This window comes from Streptomyces katrae, from assembly GCF_002028425.1.
GTDB classification, from domain to species: Bacteria; Actinomycetota; Actinomycetes; order Streptomycetales; family Streptomycetaceae; genus Streptomyces; species Streptomyces katrae_A.
Genome location: NZ_CP020042.1, coordinates 4,730,285 through 4,748,051 on the forward strand (window position 1 = coordinate 4,730,285; position 17,767 = coordinate 4,748,051).

General features: G+C 75.6%; 12 protein-coding genes. 8 read left to right on the forward strand and 4 right to left on the reverse strand.

Translation table 11 applies throughout. The annotated features are described in order from the left end of the window. Nucleotides 1–291: 291 nt before the first annotated feature. Both B4U46_RS21715 and B4U46_RS21720 read right to left on the reverse strand, forming a co-directional pair. Nucleotides 292–1,860, reverse strand: coding sequence for a DUF5691 domain-containing protein (locus tag B4U46_RS21715; RefSeq protein ID WP_079429364.1), 1,569 nt, complete (start codon nt 1,858–1,860; stop codon nt 292–294). A 284-nt stretch (nt 1,861–2,144) separates the two neighbouring features. Beyond that, nucleotides 2,145–3,485 carry an SWIM zinc finger family protein gene (locus B4U46_RS21720; RefSeq protein WP_079429365.1) on the reverse strand — a complete coding sequence of 447 codons (1,341 nt, stop codon included), beginning with the start codon at nt 3,483–3,485 and terminating at the stop codon, nt 2,145–2,147. Between the two features lie 134 nt (nt 3,486–3,619). On the opposite strand from B4U46_RS21720, the gene B4U46_RS21725 reads away from it, so the two are divergent. The 5 genes from B4U46_RS21725 to sucD all read left to right on the forward strand — a co-directional run bounded on the left by B4U46_RS21725 (nt 3,620) and on the right by sucD (nt 10,756). Beyond that, entirely contained in the window at nt 3,620–4,726 is a 1,107-nt protein-coding gene (locus B4U46_RS21725) for an ATP-binding protein (RefSeq protein WP_079429366.1), read from the forward strand. Next, nucleotides 4,723–7,026 carry a DUF5682 family protein gene (locus B4U46_RS21730; RefSeq protein ID WP_079429367.1) on the forward strand — a complete coding sequence of 768 codons (2,304 nt, stop codon included), beginning with the start codon at nt 4,723–4,725 and terminating at the stop codon, nt 7,024–7,026. Before B4U46_RS21725 ends, B4U46_RS21730 begins: the two co-directional genes overlap by 4 nt. Nucleotides 7,027–7,242: 216 nt before the next feature. After that, complete coding sequence (locus tag B4U46_RS21735; protein WP_079429368.1) at nt 7,243–8,400, forward strand: VWA domain-containing protein; 1,158 nt, start codon at nt 7,243–7,245, stop codon at nt 8,398–8,400. A 265-nt stretch (nt 8,401–8,665) separates the two neighbouring features. Further along, nucleotides 8,666–9,844 (forward strand): ADP-forming succinate--CoA ligase subunit beta, encoded by a 1,179-nt coding sequence (gene sucC, locus B4U46_RS21740; RefSeq protein WP_079429369.1) that lies wholly within the window; start codon nt 8,666–8,668, stop codon nt 9,842–9,844. Nucleotides 9,845–9,865: 21 nt separating this feature from the next. Next, nucleotides 9,866–10,756, forward strand: a complete 891-nt coding sequence (gene sucD, locus B4U46_RS21745; protein ID WP_079429370.1) for a succinate--CoA ligase subunit alpha — start codon at nt 9,866–9,868, stop codon at nt 10,754–10,756. Between the two features lie 84 nt (nt 10,757–10,840). Here the strand turns inward: sucD and B4U46_RS39190 are convergent, their stop codons facing one another. Further along, a complete protein-coding gene (locus B4U46_RS39190; RefSeq protein WP_079429371.1) occupies nt 10,841–12,640 on the reverse strand; it encodes a helix-turn-helix domain-containing protein in 1,800 nt (599 codons plus the stop codon). A 124-nt stretch (nt 12,641–12,764) separates the two neighbouring features. Between B4U46_RS39190 and B4U46_RS38370 the strand changes: the two genes are divergently transcribed. Beyond that, nucleotides 12,765–14,519, forward strand: coding sequence for a DUF6350 family protein (locus tag B4U46_RS38370; protein ID WP_123995434.1), 1,755 nt, complete (start codon nt 12,765–12,767; stop codon nt 14,517–14,519). 173 nt (nt 14,520–14,692) lie between these two features. Here the strand turns inward: B4U46_RS38370 and B4U46_RS21760 are convergent, their stop codons facing one another. Then, the gene (locus B4U46_RS21760; RefSeq protein ID WP_079429373.1) at nt 14,693–15,310 is read right to left on the reverse strand and encodes a hypothetical protein; all 618 of its coding nucleotides are present in this window, start codon (nt 15,308–15,310) and stop codon (nt 14,693–14,695) included. 248 nt (nt 15,311–15,558) lie between these two features. On the opposite strand from B4U46_RS21760, the gene purN reads away from it, so the two are divergent. Further along, complete coding sequence (gene purN / locus B4U46_RS21765; protein WP_079429374.1) at nt 15,559–16,182, forward strand: phosphoribosylglycinamide formyltransferase; 624 nt, start codon at nt 15,559–15,561, stop codon at nt 16,180–16,182. Then, entirely contained in the window at nt 16,179–17,756 is a 1,578-nt protein-coding gene (gene purH / locus B4U46_RS21770) for a bifunctional phosphoribosylaminoimidazolecarboxamide formyltransferase/IMP cyclohydrolase (protein WP_079429375.1), read from the forward strand. Before purN ends, purH begins: the two co-directional genes overlap by 4 nt. The last annotated feature ends 11 nt before the right edge of the window (nt 17,757–17,767 follow it).

A 17,767-nucleotide genomic window follows, 5' to 3' on the forward strand; every position in this document is an offset into this window, starting at 1 on the left:
TGGCGTTCCTCCCTTGGCGGAGACCCCTGGCCTCTGCCCCCCCGGGGCGCGCAGCGCCCGGGGGTTTTCAGCCTCGCCGGCGTTTGAGGCGCGGGGTCAGGGGCGGAGCCCCTGGGAACGGTGGAAGGGCGGGTAGGGGACCTCGCACCGCGCAGCGGCACCGGCCCGCAGGCGGGGGACGGTCCTCAGCCGGGGTCCGTCACGGCGGCCGGGCCCGTCACGGCCGACGGGGTCCGTCCCGGCGGCGGGGCCCGTTAAGGCCGACGGGGCACGTCACGGCGACGGGGCACGTCACGACGGCGGGGTCAACTCCGCGAGCATGTCGGCCCGTACCCGCAGCGTCGCCACCAGCCTCTGGAACGCCTCGGCCCAGTACGCGGAGGCCCCGGAGCCCCCCTCCGGGACATCCGCCGCCCCGGCCGTGAGGCCCTCCAGCCGGCCCGCCTCCGCCGGATCGAGGCAGCGCTCCGCCAGCCCCATCACCCCGCTGAAGCTCCACGGATAACCCCCCGCGGCCCGCGCCGCGTCCAGCGCGTCCACCACCGCCCGCCCCAGCGCCCCCGCCCACGGCACGCGGCAGACCCCGAGCAGCTGGAACGCCTCCGACAGCCCGTGGGCCCGCACGAACTCCGCGACCCACTGCGCCCGTTCCCCCTCCGGCAGGGTCTCCAGCAGCTTGGCCCGCTCCGCGAGCGACGCCGTGCCCGGCCCCGCCGCGGGCGGCGCGGACGCCGCGCCCAGCAGCGCCTTCGACCACTGCGCGTCCCCCTGCCGCACCGCCGCCCGGCACCAGGCGGCGTGTATCTCCTCCGCCCAGCCGTCGGCCACCGGCAGCGCCACTATCTCCGCCGGCTCCAGCCCCCCGAACCGCTCCCGCCAGCAGGACAGCGGAGCCGCGTCCACCACCTGGCCGAGCCACCACGCCCGCTCCCCGCGCCCGGCGGGCGGCCGCTTGACCACCCCGTCGCGCAGCATCCCCGCGTCGCACTCCGCCGGCGGCCGCACCGCGTCCGGGCCCACGCAGGCCAGCGCCCGCTCCGCCATCCGCCCGGCCAGCGCCGACTGCGGAAGCGCGGACAGCAGTTCCGCCGCCGTCGCCCGTACGTTGCGGCTGCGGTCGCCCAGCGCCGCCTCCAGGAAGGGCTCGTCGGCCATCGACAGCCCGGCCCGCAGCGAGTCGAGGAACATCAGCCGGTCCTCGGCCCGCTCGGTGGCCCACGTGGAGGCCAGCAGCCGGGTCGCCGCCGCCGCGTCACGGGCCCGTACGGCGCCCAGCAGCGCGACCCGCTCCGCGAACAGGCCCTCCTCCCACAGCCGGGTCACCGCCTCCGCGTCGGCGGGGTCGGGCAGTTCGCCGGCGCCGCCCGCCGCGCCGCGCAGCGCGAACCGCCATTCCGGATTCAGCCGGGCCAGCCAGAGCCCCCGCGCGCCGGCCAGCGCCAGCGCCTGCGCGCGCAGGTCGGTGCGGGCCCGGGCCGCGTCCAGCAGCGCCGGGACCAGCGCCGACGGAGCCCGGTAGCCGTGCCGCCCGGCGGCTGCCAGCCACTGCGGGAGCAGCTCCGTCAGATCCGGGGCGGCCCCACGCCGCCCGGCGCCGCCGCCGCTCGTACGGCCGGCGAGCAGGTGGGCGAGCCGCCGCCGGGCGGCTTCCGGCGGCGCCGGGCGCGGATCCCGGGGCGCGGGGTCCGGCAGCCGGGCCGCCGGCGCGGGCCGCAGCCCGGCGCGGCGGCGCAGCGTCTGCACGGCCGCCGCGTCGAGCAGCGCCCGCGGGGTGCCGCCCCGCCGCTCGGTCCCCAGCAGCGCGGCGGTGACCAGTGCCTCCCAGTCCCCGTCCGCGTATCCCTCTCCGGTCTCGCCCATCCGGCCCCTCCCTCGTCAGTCCCCGTCAGTGGTCCGTCGTCCAGCCGGTCCGTCGTCTTCGTGCGGCCCGGCTCCGGTCCCGCCCCCTCCGCGGGACCGGAGCCTCGGATGTGCCGCACGAACCCGTTCAGCTGGCGTGGTTGTCGTTCATGAAAGCCCCCCGGCTCCTCGTCCGCGCGTCGGCGCCCCCGCGCCTCCGCGTCCTCCATGTCGGTCTGTCAGACGGCATGGATCCCCCCAGGCCCCCTGCGTTCCAGGTGTGTTCGCGTCCTTCCTCGGATGCTTCAGACCAGCGGCACCGGCTCGGGCGAGCCGGGCTGCCAGGCGGTCAGCGGGGTGAAGCCGCGGTGGCCGCACTCGCCGAACACCGTGACGGGGCCGCCGCCCGAGAGGGCGGCCAGCTGCCACAGCGCGGGCCGCGGACGGCCCCCGCCGCAGGCCACCGGCAGTGCGGACGCCCCCTCCGCGTCCGCGAGCTGCCAGCCCCCCTCGGCCGCCTCGCCCGGTATCGGGATCACCGGGCCGAGGACCACCGGCCAGGACTCCAGCCACGGGTCCTCCCGCAGCGCGGCCCCGTAGGCCTCCAGGGCCTCACCGGTGCCCACCCCTGCCGGAGCCCCGGAGCGGTCCGCCACCGCGGCCGCGGTACGGTCCCCCAGATCCGCCCGGAGCCCCGCCGTCCCGGGCCGGAAGCGGACTTCCGCCTCCAGCACCAGTCCGACGGGCAGGGCCAGCCCCGGCGCCCGCCCGGGCGGTCCGAAGTCCAGCACCAGCGCCGGCCGTCCGCCCTCCAGCCCGCGCAGCCATGTCCGGCGGGTGGTGAGACGGCCGTCCGGGGACACCGAGTCGTACTGGGCGAGCACGAGCCAGCGGTCCCGGACGGTCTCCCCCTCGGCCGAGGACGGCACTCCCACCCGGTTCCGGACGGTCGCGGCCAGCGGCTCCGGCAGTCCGGAGACCCCCAGCCAGGCCCGGTCCAGCAGGTGCAGCAGCGCGAACTCCTCAAGCATCCGGCCGGGCCAGCCGGAGCCGCAACCGGGTATTGTCCCCAACTCCCTTACCCGTGCGGCCAGTCCGGGTGCCTGGGCGTCGACCATCCGGGCGGCGGTCTCCTCCCACGGCGCGTACCCCGCCTGCCCCTGCCCGGCGATCCCGCCGCGCAGCAGGTCCGCCAGCCGCTGCTCCAGCTCCGCGACGCCCGCCCCGACCCGCTCCGCGCGCCGCTCGGCCCGCTTGCGCGCCGCCTCGGCGTCCACCGGGCCGGCCGTCGGGCGGGCGGCCTTCGCCGCACGCTCCGCCAGCCAGGACGCCGCCCAGTCCGGCGCCTCGGCCGGGTCGCCCAGGCCCTGCGCCGACCAGAGCAGCAGCAGTCCCAGCGCGTGCTTGCACGGGAACTTCCGGCTCGGGCAGGAGCACTTGTACGCGGGGCCCGCCAGATCGACGGCCGTCCGGTACGGCGTACTGCCGCTGCCCTTGCACACCCCCCACACCGCACCGGAAGCGGAACCTCCGGTCTGTGACCACGGACCCGCCCCGCCCAGCCTGCCCCCCGCCTTGCGCGACGCGTCGTCAGGAGCCAGAGCCAGTACCTGTTCCGCCGTCCAGCGGACCCCCTGCTCAGTCATGTGAACCACCGTAGAGACCCCCACTGACAATCCCTCTGACCTGCAACGACGCCCCGACCAGGGGGCGTTGTCAGTGGCGTGGTGCACCGTGGGTACAGCAGTCGGGAGCGGCTGCCGAGCACTGGAGGGGGACCATGAGCACGCACGGGAACGACACCGGTACCGAGGCACTGCGACCGCACGCGGAAGACGCCTTCGCGCACGAACTGAAAGCTCTGGAAGCCGCCGACGACCGGCCCCGCCCGGCCCGCTGGAAGCTCTCCCCCTGGGCCGTGGCCACCTACCTCCAGGGCGGCACGCTCGCGGACGGCACGGTCATCACCCCCAAGTACGTCGGCCCGCGCCGGATCGTCGAGGTCGCCGTCACCACCCTCGCCACCGACCGCGCCCTCCTCCTGCTGGGCGTCCCCGGCACCGCCAAGACCTGGGTCTCGGAACACCTGGCCGCCGCCGTCAGCGGGGACTCCACCCTGCTGGTCCAGGGCACGGCCGGCACCCCCGAGGAAGCCATCCGCTACGGCTGGAACTACGCCCGACTCCTGGCCGACGGACCCAGCCGCGACGCCCTCGTCCCCAGCCCCGTCATGCGGGCCATGGCCCAGGGCATGACCGCCCGCGTCGAGGAGCTCACCCGCATCCCCGCCGACGTCCAGGACACCCTCATCACCGTCCTGTCCGAGAAGACCCTCCCGATACCGGAGCTCGGCCAGGAGGTGCAGGCCGTGCGCGGCTTCAACCTCATCGCCACCGCCAACGACCGCGACCGCGGGGTCAACGAGCTCTCCAGCGCCCTGCGCCGCCGCTTCAACACCGTCGTCCTGCCGCTGCCCGCCACCGCCGACGCCGAGGTCGACATCGTCGCCCGCCGCGTCGGCCAGATGGGCCGCGCCCTGGACCTGCCCGCCGTGCCCGAGGGCCTGGAGGAGATCCGCCGGGTCGTCACCGTCTTCCGCGAGCTGCGCGACGGGATCACCGGCGACGGCCGCACGAAGGTGAAGTCGCCCAGCGGCACCCTCTCCACCGCCGAGGCCATCTCCGTGGTCACCGGCGGCCTCGCCCTCGCGGCGCACTTCGGGGACGGCGTCCTGCGCCCCTCCGACGTGGCCGCGGGCATCCTCGGCGCCGTCGTCCGCGACCCGGCCGCCGACCGGGTCGTCTGGCAGGAGTACCTCGAGGCGGTCGTCCGCGAGCGCGAGGGCTGGAAGGACTTCTACCGTGCCTGCCGGGAGGTGACGGCATGAGGCCGGGCGGCACCGGACCGCTGCTGCTCGGGGTCCGCCACCACGGACCGGGCTCCGCCCGGGCGGTGCGGGCCGCGCTGGACCGGGCGCGGCCGCGGGCCGTGCTGATCGAGGGGCCGCCCGAGGGGGACGCGCTGCTCGCGCTGGCCGCCGAGCCGGGGATGCGCCCGCCGGTCGCCCTGCTCGCGCACGCGGCGGACGATCCGGGCCGGGCCGCCTTCTGGCCGCTGGCCGCCTTCTCCCCGGAGTGGGCCGCCATCCGCTGGGCCCAGGCCGGGGAGGTCCCGGTGCGTTTCATCGACCTCCCCGCCGCCCACACGCTGGCCGTGCCGGAGGAGGAGGGCGCCGACGGGCAGGACGCCGGCGGGCGGGGCGGCGCCGGCGCCCTGCCGCTGGACCCGCTCGCCGTGCTCGCGGAGACCGCCGGGTACGAGGACCCGGAGCAGTGGTGGGAGGACGTGGTCGAACACCGGGGCAGCGGGGCGGTACGGGACCCGCTGGCCGCCTTCGGGGCCCTGGAGGAGGCCATGGGCGCCCTGCGCGAGACCTACGGGCACGGCGGCCGTCCCCGCGACCTGGTGCGCGAGGCCCACATGCGGCAGCGGATGCGGGCCGCCCGCCGGGAGTTCGGCGAGGACTACGCCGTGGTGTGCGGCGCCTGGCACGTTCCGGCGCTCCGCGCCAGGACGACGGTCGCGGCCGACCGGGCCCTGCTCGCCGGGCTGCCCCGGACCAAGGTGGAGACCACCTGGGTGCCCTGGACCCACCGCAGGCTCGCCCGGGCCGGCGGATACGGCGCGGGCGTCACCTCGCCCGGCTGGTACGCGCACCTCTTCGCCTCCCGGGACCGGCCCGTCGAGCGGTGGCTGACCAAGGTGGCCGGGCTGCTGCGGGAGGAGGACCGGCAGGTCTCCCCGTCCCATGTCATCGAGGCGGTCCGGCTGGCCGAGACCCTGGCGGCCTTCCGGGGCCGGCCGGTGCCCGGGCTCGGCGAGACGCTGGAGGCGGTGCGGGCGGTGATGTGCGACGGCTCGGACGTACCGCTCGCGCTGGTCGAGGACCGCCTCGTCGTCGGGGACGTGCTCGGGGAGGTCCCGGACACGGCGCCCGCGGTACCGCTCCAGCGGGACCTCACCCGCCGGCAGCGCTCGCTGCGGCTGAAGGCGGAGGCCCGCGAGCGGGAGCTGGAGCTGGACCTGCGCAAAGACGGCGACGCGGCCAAGTCCCTGCTGCTGCACCGGCTGCGGATGCTCGGGGTGGACTGGGGCGTGCCCGCCCCCTCCCGGGCCGGGACGGGCACCTTCCGGGAGACCTGGCGGCTGCGCTGGGAGCCCGAGCTGTCGGTGCGGGTCGCCGAGGCGGGCGTCTGGGGCACCACCGTCCTCGGCGCGGCCACCGCCAAGGCCGCGGCCGAGGCGGCGGCCGCGGCGGAGCTGGGGGAGGTCACGGCCCTGGCGGAACGGTGCCTGCTGGCCGGGCTGTCGCAGGCGCTGCCCGCCGTGCTGCGGGCACTGGCCGACCTGGCGGCGCTGGACACCGATGTGGCGCGGCTCGCCAAGGCGCTGCCCGCGCTGGCCCGTTCCCTGCGGTACGGGGACGTACGGGGCACGGACTCGGCGGCGCTCGGGACGGTCGCGGCCGGGCTGGCAGAGCGGATCTGCGTGGCCCTCCCCCCGGCCTGCGCGGCCGGGCTCGACGCCGACGGGGCGGCGGAGCTGCGGGGCCACCTGGACGGGGTGCACGGGGCGGTCGCCCTGCTGTCCGACGCGGACGGGGGGCTGCGGGAGCGCTGGTCGGCGGTGCTGCGGCAGCTGGCCGGGCGGGACAGCGTGCCCGGGCTGATACGCGGCCGGGCCGTGCGGCTGCTGCTGGACGAAGGGCGGCTCCCGGCCGCGGAGACGGCCCGGCTGATGGGGCTGGCACTGTCCCCGGCGGCCTCCCCGGCCGACGCGGCGGGCTGGATCGAGGGGTTCGCGGGCGGCTCCGGCGGCGGGACGCTGCTGGTCCACGACGAGCGGCTGCTGGGCCTGGTCGACGCGTGGCTGGTGTCGGTCCCGGAGGGCGCCTTCATCGACGTACTGCCGCTGCTGCGGCGGACGTTCGGGGCGTACGAGCCGGGCGTGAAGCGCACCCTGGGCGAATTGGCCCGCCGCGGTCCGGGCCCGCGGGGCATACCCACCGGCGCCGCCCCGGCCCCCGAGGGCTTCGCCCCCGACCTGGACCCGGCCCGCGCGTCTGCGGCGGCGGAGGTGGCCCGGCTCCTCTTGGGGGCGCCCGACCTTGCCCTGGCCGGGCGGTAGGGGACGGGCCCTGCCCCGGCCGGGCGGCCCGGGGCCGGTTCCCCTACCCCCCCAGACCCTCCCCCCGCGCCTCAGACGCCGGCGGGGCTGGATTCCGGCGCGGCGAATGAGCGCAACGGGGTCCGGGGCGGAGCCCCGGAGAACGGGTGAAGGGCGGGGCGGGGAGACGGCCCCGCCCAGCGGTGCACACGGCAACGAGTGAAAGGGGATCGGCAGATGACGGAGACAGGCACGGAAACCGCCGGAGGCGAGCGGCTGCGGCGGTGGCGGATGGTGCTCGGCGGCGGCGAGGCCGACGGCACCGGGCGGGCGCTGAGCGGGCGGGACGCGGCGATGGACGGGGCGCTGGCGGCGCTCTACGGCGGGGGCGGCGACGGCAAGGGGCCGGGGGAGCGGTCGGCCGGGCTCGGCGCCTCCGCCCCGAGGGTGGCGCGGTGGCTCGGGGACATCCGTACCTACTTCCCCGTCCCGGTGGTGCAGGTCATGCAGCGGGACGCGATCGAGCGGCTGGGCCTGTCCGCCCTGCTGCTGGAGCCGGAGATGCTGGAGGCCGTCGAGCCCGACGTGCACCTGGTCGGGACCCTGCTGTCGCTGAACAAGGCCATGCCCGACACCACGAAGGAGACGGCGCGGGCCGTGGTCCGCAGGGTGGTCGAGCAGCTGGAGAAGCGCCTTGCCGCCCGGACCCGCGCCACCCTCTCGGGGGCGCTCGACCGCTCGGCCCGGACCAGCCGCCCCCGGCACCGGGACATCGACTGGGACCGGACGATCCGCGCGAACCTGAAGAACTACCTCCCCGAGTACCGCACGGTCGTGCCCGAGCGGCTGGTCGGCTACGGGCGGGCCGCGCAGGCCGTGAAGAAGGAGGTGGTGCTCTGCATCGACCAGTCGGGCTCGATGGCGGCTTCGGTCGTCTACGCCTCCGTCTTCGGGGCCGTCCTGGCCTCCATGCGGTCGATCGCCACCCGCCTGGTCGTGTTCGACACGGCGGTGGCCGACCTGACCGACCAGCTCGACGATCCGGTGGACGTCCTCTTCGGCACCCAGCTCGGCGGCGGCACGGACATCAACCGTGCGCTGGCCTACTGCCAGTCCAAGATCACCCGTCCTGCCGACACGGTCGTGGTCCTGATCAGTGATCTCTACGAGGGCGGCATACGCGACGAGATGCTGAAGCGGGTCGCCGCGATGAAGGCGGCCGGCGTGGAGTTCGTGGCCCTGCTCGCGCTGTCCGACGAGGGCGCCCCCGCCTACGACCGGGAGCACGCCGCGGCCCTCGCCGCGCTCGGCGCCCCCGCCTTCGCCTGCACGCCCGACCTGTTCCCGGAGGTGATGGCGGCCGCGCTGGAGAAGCGTCCCCTGCCGGTGCCCTGAGGGGCTGCCGTGAATCGGCGGATCACACGAACATGCAGTTCCGCGGTGAGGCGATCTGTGACAGGTATCACCGCTCAGGTGTGATCTGTGATTTAGGGTCCTACGGCCCTCGGGGATAACCTGCGAGACGGACATGCCGCGTCCACGGTCACCGTGTGCGCCTCCCCAGTGACAGCGCCGTCACGTTGCCCTCCGCGGCACGCCCACGCAGATAGCAGACAAACCGCGAATCACTGCGAATCTTTAAGACAAGGGACGGACGCGCGTGGACCTGTTCGAGTACCAGGCGAGGGACCTCTTCGCCAAGCACGGTGTACCGGTGCTGGCCGGTGAAGTGATCGACACGCCTGAGGCGGCTCGCGAGGCCACCGAGAAGCTGGGCGGCAAGTCGGTCGTCAAGGCCCAGGTGAAGGTCGGCGGCCGCGGCAAGGCCGGCGGCGTCAAGCTCGCCTCCACCCCGGACGAGGCCGTCGCCCGCGCGACGGACATCCTGGGCATGGACATCAAGGGCCACACGGTCCACAAGGTGATGATCGCGGAGACCGCTCCCGAGATCGTCGAGGAGTACTACGTCTCCTACCTGCTCGACCGCACCAACCGCACCTTCCTGGCCATGGCCTCGGTCGCCGGCGGCATGGACATCGAGCAGGTCGCCGCGGAGACCCCGGAGAAGCTCGCGAAGGTCCCGGTCAACGCCAACGAGGGCGTCACGATCGAGAAGGCCCGCGAGATCGTCGCCCTGGCGAAGTTCCCGGCCGAGGTCGCCGAGAAGGTCGCCGAGGTCCTCGTGACCCTGTGGCAGACCTTCATCGCCGAGGACGCGCTCCTCGTCGAGGTCAACCCGCTCGCCAAGGTCGCCTCCGGCGAGGTCATCGCCCTCGACGGCAAGGTCTCCCTGGACGAGAACGCCGAGTTCCGCCAGCCGGGCCACGAGGAGTTCGTGGACCACGCGGCCGCGAACCCGCTCGAGGCCGCCGCCAAGGCGAAGAACCTCAACTACGTCAAGCTCGACGGCGAGGTCGGCATCATCGGCAACGGCGCGGGTCTCGTCATGAGCACCCTCGACGTCGTCGCGTACGCCGGTGAGAACCACGGTGGCGTCAAGCCCGCCAACTTCCTCGACATCGGCGGTGGCGCCTCCGCCGCCGTCATGGCCAACGGCCTCGAGATCATCCTCGGCGACCCGGACGTCAAGTCCGTGTTCGTCAACGTCTTCGGTGGCATCACCGCGTGTGACGAGGTCGCCAACGGCATCGTCCAGGCGCTGCAGCTGCTCGAGGACCGGGGCGAGGCGGTCACCAAGCCGCTGGTCGTCCGCCTCGACGGCAACAACGCCGAGCTGGGTCGCAAGATCCTCTCGGACGCCAACCACCCGCTGGTGCAGCGCGTGGACACCATGGACGGCGCGGCCGACAAGGCCGCCGAGCTCGCGGCTGCGAAGTAAGGGCAGAGGTCACAGACTCACATGGCTATCTTCCTCAACAAGGACAGCAAGGTCATCGTCCAGGGCATGACCGGTGCCACGGGCATGAAGCACACCAAGCTGATGCTGGCTGACGGCACCAACATCGTCGGCGGTACCAACCCGCGCAAGGCCGGCACCACCGTCGACTTCGACGGCACCGAGGTCCCGGTCTTCGGCACGGTCGCCGAGGCGATGGAGAAGGCGGGCGCCAACGTCTCCGTCGTCTTCGTCCCGCCGGCCGGTGCCAAGGGCGCCGTCATCGAGGCCATCGACGCCGAGATCCCGCTGGTCGTCGTCATCACCGAGGGCATCGCGGTGCACGACTCCGCCGCCTTCTGGGCGTACGCGACCGCCAAGGGCAACAAGACCCGCATCATCGGCCCGAACTGCCCGGGTCTGATCACCCCCGGCCAGTCCAACGCCGGCATCATCCCGGGCGACATCACCAAGCCCGGCAAGATCGGTCTCGTGTCCAAGTCCGGCACGCTGACCTACCAGATGATGTACGAGCTGCGCGACATCGGCTTCACCTCCGCCGTCGGCATCGGTGGCGACCCGGTCATCGGCACCACGCACATCGACGCCCTGGAGGCCTTCGAGGCCGACCCGGAGACCGAGCTCATCGTCATGATCGGCGAGATCGGCGGCGACGCCGAGGAGCGTGCGGCGGACTTCATCGCGAAGAACGTCACCAAGCCGGTCGTCGGCTACGTCGCGGGCTTCACCGCCCCCGAGGGCAAGACCATGGGCCACGCCGGCGCCATCGTCTCCGGCTCTTCTGGCACCGCACAGGCCAAGAAGGAGGCCCTTGAGGCCGCCGGCGTCAAGGTCGGCAAGACGCCGACCGAGACGGCCAAGCTCGCGCGCGAGATCCTCGAAGGCGCGAAGTAAGCGGTAGCGGTACGGACGTACGGGCGTGGCCCGCACCCCTCGGGGGTGCGGGCCACGCCCTTTTTCACGGCCCGGGCCGCCCGGTCACTCCAGCGTCGGGTGGATCCGGCGGGGGCCGGCGGCGGGATGGTCGCGGAGTTTGTCCTGCAGGACCCGGCTGGTCTCGGTCAGCCTCGGCGGACCGCTGAGCGGCGGCACCCCGGAGACGCTGACGCCCGCCGGGACCGGTGCCACGTAGTGGTCCGGCGCGGTGACGGTGGTGTACCCGGTGGTGGCGGCGATCACCGCCGTCAGCACGAGCGCGGCCCGCGCCCAGCGGCGGGCGCGGTATTCGCTGAGGGTGCGGACGGTGGCCGCCGGCGGCGGCTCCAGCGGTACGGCGGGCCGCACCGCGCCGAGCCATTCGCGCAGCACGGCCGACTGCTCCTGCGGGGGCACGCCGGCCAGCCCGGGGAGCCGGGCGGCGAGGTCGGCGTGGGCGTGGAGCAGCCGGTTGCCGGTGGTGGGGGTGCTGGCCTCGGTCTCGGCGGCCGTGTCGGGCAGGTCGAGGCCGACGCCGTCGTAGAGCAGCACGGTCCGGCGGTGCGCGGGCGGCAGGGCGAGGAGGGCGCCCAGCAGGATGCGGTCGTTGGGGTCGGCCGGGGCCTTGTCGGGGCGGCCGAGGGCCCGGTGGGCGCGGCGCAGCCGCCGCCAGGGGGAGAGCGCGTACTCGTACGCAGCGGCGCGGACCCAGCCGACGGGATCGGGGTCGGTGGCCACCTCGGGCCACTGCGCCCAGGCCTGACGGAACGCCCGCTCCACGGACTCCTGCGCGAGGCTGCGACGGCCCGTCAGCAGGTAGACCTGGCGGACGAGTGCGGGGGCGGAGTAGGCGTAGAGCGAGTCGAACGCCTCGGCGGGCCCCCGCGGCCGCACCACCCGCCCCGCCCTGCCGGGCGCCGGCCGGCCGGGGTCCGCCCCGGGCCCCGCGTCCGCGGGGACTCGGGCGGGCGGCTCGGGGTGCGGGCCGGTGCCGCCGTGCCCGGCGGACGCCGCACCGCCCGTCGCGGGGTCGGGCGGGGCGTCGGCGGCCGGCTGCGGGACGTCCGCAGCGGCGCGTGCCGGCGCGGGTTGCGGCGGGCCGGGGGCGGGCGCGGGCGGCGCCGGTGGGGCGGTGGGCACCGGGGTGACCGCGACGGGCGGCTGGCGCGGTGCGGCGGGCGGCTCGGGGTGCGGGCCGGTGCCGCCGTGCCCGGCTGACGCCGCACCGCCCGTCGCGGGGTCGGGCGGGGCGTCGGCGGCCGGCTGCGGGACGTCCGCAGCGGCGCGTGCCGGCGCGGGTTGCGGCGGGCCGGGGGCGGGCGCGGGCGGCGCCGGTGGGGCGGTGGGCACCGGGGTGACCGCGGCGGGCAGCGGGGGCCCGGGGTGCGGTGCGGGGGTCTCGGCCGCGGCCGGCTCCGGCGCCGTCGGCTCCGCCGAGGCGTCCCGCACCGAGGCGTCCCGCACCGGGGCGGCGGGTTCCGGGGCGTCCCGTACCGGGGCGGTGGCTTCCGGGGCGGTGGGTTCCGGGGTGGTGGGCAAGTGGGGGCGGGTCGTGGGGCGGGGCGGGGTGGAAGGGGGCTTCGGGGCGCGTTTCGCGGCGCGTCCGGGCCGGGTGTTCGGGCCTGCGGAGCGGTTCGCGCCCGCGCGCGCGAGACGGTCCAGCAGGTCCGCGTACGCGGCACGCGTGCGCGCACCCGGCTCCGTGCGGCCCGTTTCCCAAGAGCGGACGGTGCCGGGGCTGACCCCCAGCTCCGTCGCGACCTGTTCGTGCGTCAGTTCGCCCGACTCGCGCAGCCGGCGCCGCTCTTTGGGGGGCGGCAGGCCCCGCTCCGAGCAGGAGCCCGTCTCGACGTCTGGCGTCATGTCACACTCCCCGCGACCTGGCAGCACAGCACTGGGCGATAAAGTACATAAACGTATATTGGGCGACACAACGGACAATCGCCTGTTACCCACCCATAGCGCGTGTCGTTGGCACCATGACGGTGTGACCCAAGTGATCGAACGCGGGGCCCCTTTGCCGGCGGCCCCGCAGGCCCGGGCGCCGCGCCGTTCACCCGCGGCGGCGGCCTGTGTGCTCGGCGGCGCCGTGGCCGCCGGACTGGGGCTCGGCTTCCTGGCCGTGCTCGTGATCGTGCTGTGGATCAGCTCCCCCTATCCCGACAGCGGCCCCGGCGGGGCGCTGCACCTCGCCGCCGGACTGTGGCTGATGGCCCACGGGACCGAACTCGTCCGCTACGACACCCTGTCCGGGGTGCCCGCGCCCGTCGGGGTGACACCGCTGCTGCTGGTGGCGCTGCCCGTGCTGCTGATGCGGCGGGCGGCGCGGCTGGGCAGTGCCTCCGGGGTCGGCGTGGGCGTCGGCGTCGGGGTGGAGGCGGAGTCCGAGGAGGTGCTGCCGGCGAGCGCGGTGTTCTCCGCCGTGCTCTGCGGCTACCTCGGGGTGGGCGCGCTGGCCACGCTGTACGCGGCGGGCGGCCCGATGCCCGCGGACCCGATCAGCGCCGCCTGGCACCTGCCGCTGGTGGCGGTGTTCGCGGCGGGCGCCGGGGTGTGGACGGCGAAGGGGCGGCCGGCCGGGCCGCTGCCGGGCTGGGTCCCGGGAGCCGTGCGCAGGGCGGCGGCCCGGCCGCGGTACGCGCTGGCGCTGCGGTCGGGGGCGGCGGGGGTGCTCGTCCTGCTGGGCGGTGGCACGGTGCTGGTCGGGGCGTCGCTGGTGTGGCACGCGGGGGAGGTGCAGTCCTCGTTCCTGACGCTGACCGGGGTGTGGTCGGGGCGGTTCGCGGTGCTGCTGCTGGCGGTGACCCTGGTGCCGAACGCGGCGGTGTGGGGCGCGGCGTACGGGCTGGGGCCCGGGTTCGCGGTGGGGACGGGGGCGACGGCCACGCCGCTGGGCTTCGAGGGGGCGGCGGCGCTGCCGAGGTTCCCGCTGCTGGCGGCGCTGCCGCCGGAGGGGCCGGGGACGCCGCTGACGTGGGCGGCGGCCGGGGTGCCGGTGGCGGCGGGGCTGGTGGTGGGGTGGCTCGCGGTGCGGCGGGCCCGGGAGGTCTCGTACGGGGAGACCGCGCTGACGGCGGCGCTGGGGGCGGTGGTGTGCGGGCTGGCGATGGCCGGGCTGGCGGCGGCGTCGGCGGGTGCGCTGGGGACGCGGGCGCTGGCGGCGTTCGGGCCGGTGTGGTGGCAGACGGGGGCCGCGGCGGCGGGGTGGGTGCTGGTGCTGGCGGTGCCGGTGGCGGTGGGGGTGCACGGGGTACGGAACCGGCCGGCGGGCGGGGGTGCGGGGGATGCGTGGCACGACTCCGGGGTGCGGGAGCTGAGGTGGGCGGCGCTGAAGGAGGCGGCCCTCCCCCTGGTCCCCCCTGCCCCCGGGACCCCTCCGCCTCCGACCGCCCCTCCGCCTCCGGCTGCCCCTCCGCCTCCGGCTGCCCCTCCGCCTCCGGCTGCCCCGGGGGCTCCGGCTGCCCCGGGGGCAGCGGGGGCTCCGGCCGCTCCGGGGCCGGCGGCGGTTCCGGCGGCCACCGGGGTTTCGTCCGGGCCGGGTGCTCCGTCCGCCGCGACGGCTCCAGCCGCCCCGGGCGCTCCGGGTGTTCCGCAGGCTCCCGGGGTTTCGGCGGGGCCGGGCGGAGAGTCGGTCGGCGGTGCCGCGGAGGTTCCGGGCGGTCAGGGCGTGGCGGAGGGCGGGGTGTTGGCGCCGGGGGTGGTGGGGGCGCGGGTGCTCGTGCGGCGGCGTCCGGAGGGCTGAGCGGGGCCGGGGGGCCGCTGCGCGGAGCCGTCTCCCCGCCCCGCCCTTCGCCCGTTCCCCGGGGCTCCGCCCCGGACCCCGCGCCTCAAACGCCGGCGGGGCTGAATGTGGGCCGGGGCGGAGCCCTGGGGAACGGGCGGGGAGGGTGTCCCGCGCAGCGGGGACGCGGACGGTCAGCGCTGGACCTTCAGGACGTTGCCCACCACGTTGTCCGGGAGGAGGGTGTTGCACTGGAGCTCGGCCGTCTGCGTCAGCGCGTCCTCGCGGCAGACGTAGAAGTCCTTGTACGCCAGCTGCAGCCCGTACGAGGTGCCGGCCAGCAGCAGGGCCAGCGTCGCCGAGACGAGCCCGCTGATCGCCGCCGCCCGCTGCGGCCGGGCCGCCGGGCCGAGGGCGGAGAGGCCGCCCGGCCGGGCCGGGGTGCCCTTCGCGGGGTCGGCCGGGGTCGCGGGGCGGCCCCGCAGCGCGCTGATCCCCCAGTACATCGCCAGGGCCCCCAGCAGCAGACCCACCGACGGGATCCCGAAGATCCCGAAGAAGAACCCCCACATGCCCGCGAGCATCGCGTACCGCGCCCGCCGCTGGACCGGGTCCATCGGGTCCCACCGGGCCGGCCCCCCGGGCTCCTGGCCGGGGTTCGGGCCGGACGGGCCCGACGGCCCCGACGGGCCGCCGCCGTCGCGCGGGCGCTGCGGCTGCCGGGGCTGCCACGGCTGGTCGGGCCGGCCCTCCGGGGGCGCCGCGAAGGGGTTGTCGTCGGTGGAGGGGTCGGGCTGACGGCGGTCCGGCATCTAGTGGCTTACTTCCCCTGTGGCGTGGACGGAGTAGTGGACGTCGTGACCCGGCGTGCGCCGGGTCGTGCGGCTTGTACGCCAGACGCTACCGCCCGCCCGTCCCCCCGTCCCTCGGGGGCGGTCCCGTGTGCCGGTATCGTTGCAGGCGGTCGGTGGCTTCGTATGGTTCCCCGTATATCGGTACCCCGAAGTTTCGTATGACCACACAAGACCAACGTCGAAAATCCTGTGAGAAAGGGCCTCCCATGGCCGCCTCCCGCCTGGTCGTGCTGGTTTCCGGCTCCGGCACCAACCTCCAGGCCCTGCTCGACGCCATCGACGCCCACCCCGGCGGAGCCGAGGGTTTCGGTGCCGAGGTCGTCGCCGTCGGGGCCGACCGCGAGAACATCGCCGGTCTGGAACGGGCCGAGAAGGCGGGGATCCCGACCTTCGTGTGCCCGGTCAAGGCATATGGGAGCCGTGAGGAGTGGGACGCCGCCCTCACCGAGCAGACCGACGCGTACGCGCCGGACCTCGTGGTCTCCGCGGGGTTCATGAAGATCGTCGGCAAGAACTTCATCGACCGCTTCGGCGGCCGGTTCATCAACACCCACCCCGCCCTCCTCCCGGCCTTCCCCGGCGCGCACGGGGTACGGGACGCCCTCGCGTACGGGGCGAAGGTCACCGGCTGCACGGTCCACTTCGTGGACAGCGGCGTGGATACCGGCCCGATCATCGCCCAGGGTGTCGTGGAGGTCCTGGACGGGGAGGACGAAGCCGCGCTCCATGAGCGCATCAAGGAAGTCGAGCGTCAGCTGCTCGTCGACGTCGTGGGGCGCCTGGCCCGGCACGGCTACCGCATTGAGGGACGAAAGGTAACAATCCAGTGACCGCCAACGAAACGACGACGGCTGCGACCCAGCGGCCGATCCGCCGTGCGCTCGTCAGTGTCTACGACAAGACGGGACTGGAAGACCTGGCCCGCGGCCTGCACGAGGCGGGCGTCGCGCTCGTCTCGACCGGCTCCACCGCCTCGAAGATCGCCGCGGCCGGTGTGCCCGTCACCAAGGTCGAGGAGCTGACCGGCTTCCCCGAGTGCCTCGACGGCCGGGTCAAGACCCTCCACCCGCGCGTGCACGCCGGCATCCTCGCCGACCTGCGCCTGGAGGACCACCAGCGCCAGCTCGCCGAGCTGGGCGTGGAGCCCTTCGACCTGGTGATCGTCAACCTGTACCCCTTCCGGGAGACCGTCGCCTCCGGCGCCACCCCGGACGAGTGCGTCGAGCAGATCGACATCGGCGGCCCGTCGATGGTCCGCGCCGCCGCCAAGAACCACCCGTCGGTCGCCGTCGTCACCAGCCCGGCCCGTTACGCCGACGTCCTCGCGGCGGCCCAGGGCGGCGGTTTCGACCTCGCGGCCCGCAAGCGGCTCGCGGCCGAGGCCTTCCAGCACACCGCCGCGTACGACGTGGCCGTGGCCTCCTGGTTCGCCGACGACTACGCCGCCGCCGACGACTCCGGCTTCCCCGACTTCCTGGGTGCCACGTACGGGCGGAAGAACGTGCTGCGCTACGGCGAGAACCCGCACCAGGGCGCCGCGCTCTACGTCGACGGCACCGGCGGCCTGGCCGAGGCGGAGCAGCTGCACGGCAAGGAGATGTCGTACAACAACTACACGGACACCGACGCCGCGCGCCGGGCCGCGTACGACCACGCCGACCCCTGCGTCGCGATCATCAAGCACGCCAACCCGTGCGGCATCGCGACCGGTGCCGACGTCGCCGAGGCGCACCGCAAGGCGCACGCCTGCGACCCGCTCTCCGCGTTCGGCGGCGTCATCGCCGTCAACCGCCCGGTGACGGTGGAGCTGGCCGAGCAGGTCGCCGAGATCTTCACCGAGGTCATCGTGGCCCCGGCGTACGAGGACGGCGCCGTCGAGGTGCTCGCCCGCAAGAAGAACATCCGCGTGCTGCGGGCCGAGGGCGCCCCCTCCAACCCCGTCGAGGTCAAGCCGATCGACGGCGGTGCGCTGCTCCAGGTCACCGACCGGCTCCAGGCCGAGGGCGACGACCCGGCGAACTGGACCCTGGCCACCGGCGACGCCCTCTCCGCCGAGGAGCTGGCCGAGCTCGCCTTCGCCTGGAAGGCCTGCCGCGCCGTCAAGTCCAACGCGATCCTGCTGGCCAAGGACGGCGCCTCGGTCGGCGTCGGCATGGGCCAGGTCAACCGGGTCGACTCCGCGAAGCTGGCGGTCGAGCGGGCCGGCGCGGAACGGGCGCAGGGCTCGTACGCGGCCTCGGACGCGTTCTTCCCCTTCCCCGACGGGCTGGAGATCCTGACCGCCGCCGGTGTCAAGGCCGTCGTCCAGCCGGGCGGGTCGGTCCGTGACGAGCTGGTCGTCGAGGCCGCGAAGAAGGCGGGCGTGACCATGTACTTCACCGGTACGCGCCACTTCTTCCACTGAGGCGCGGACAC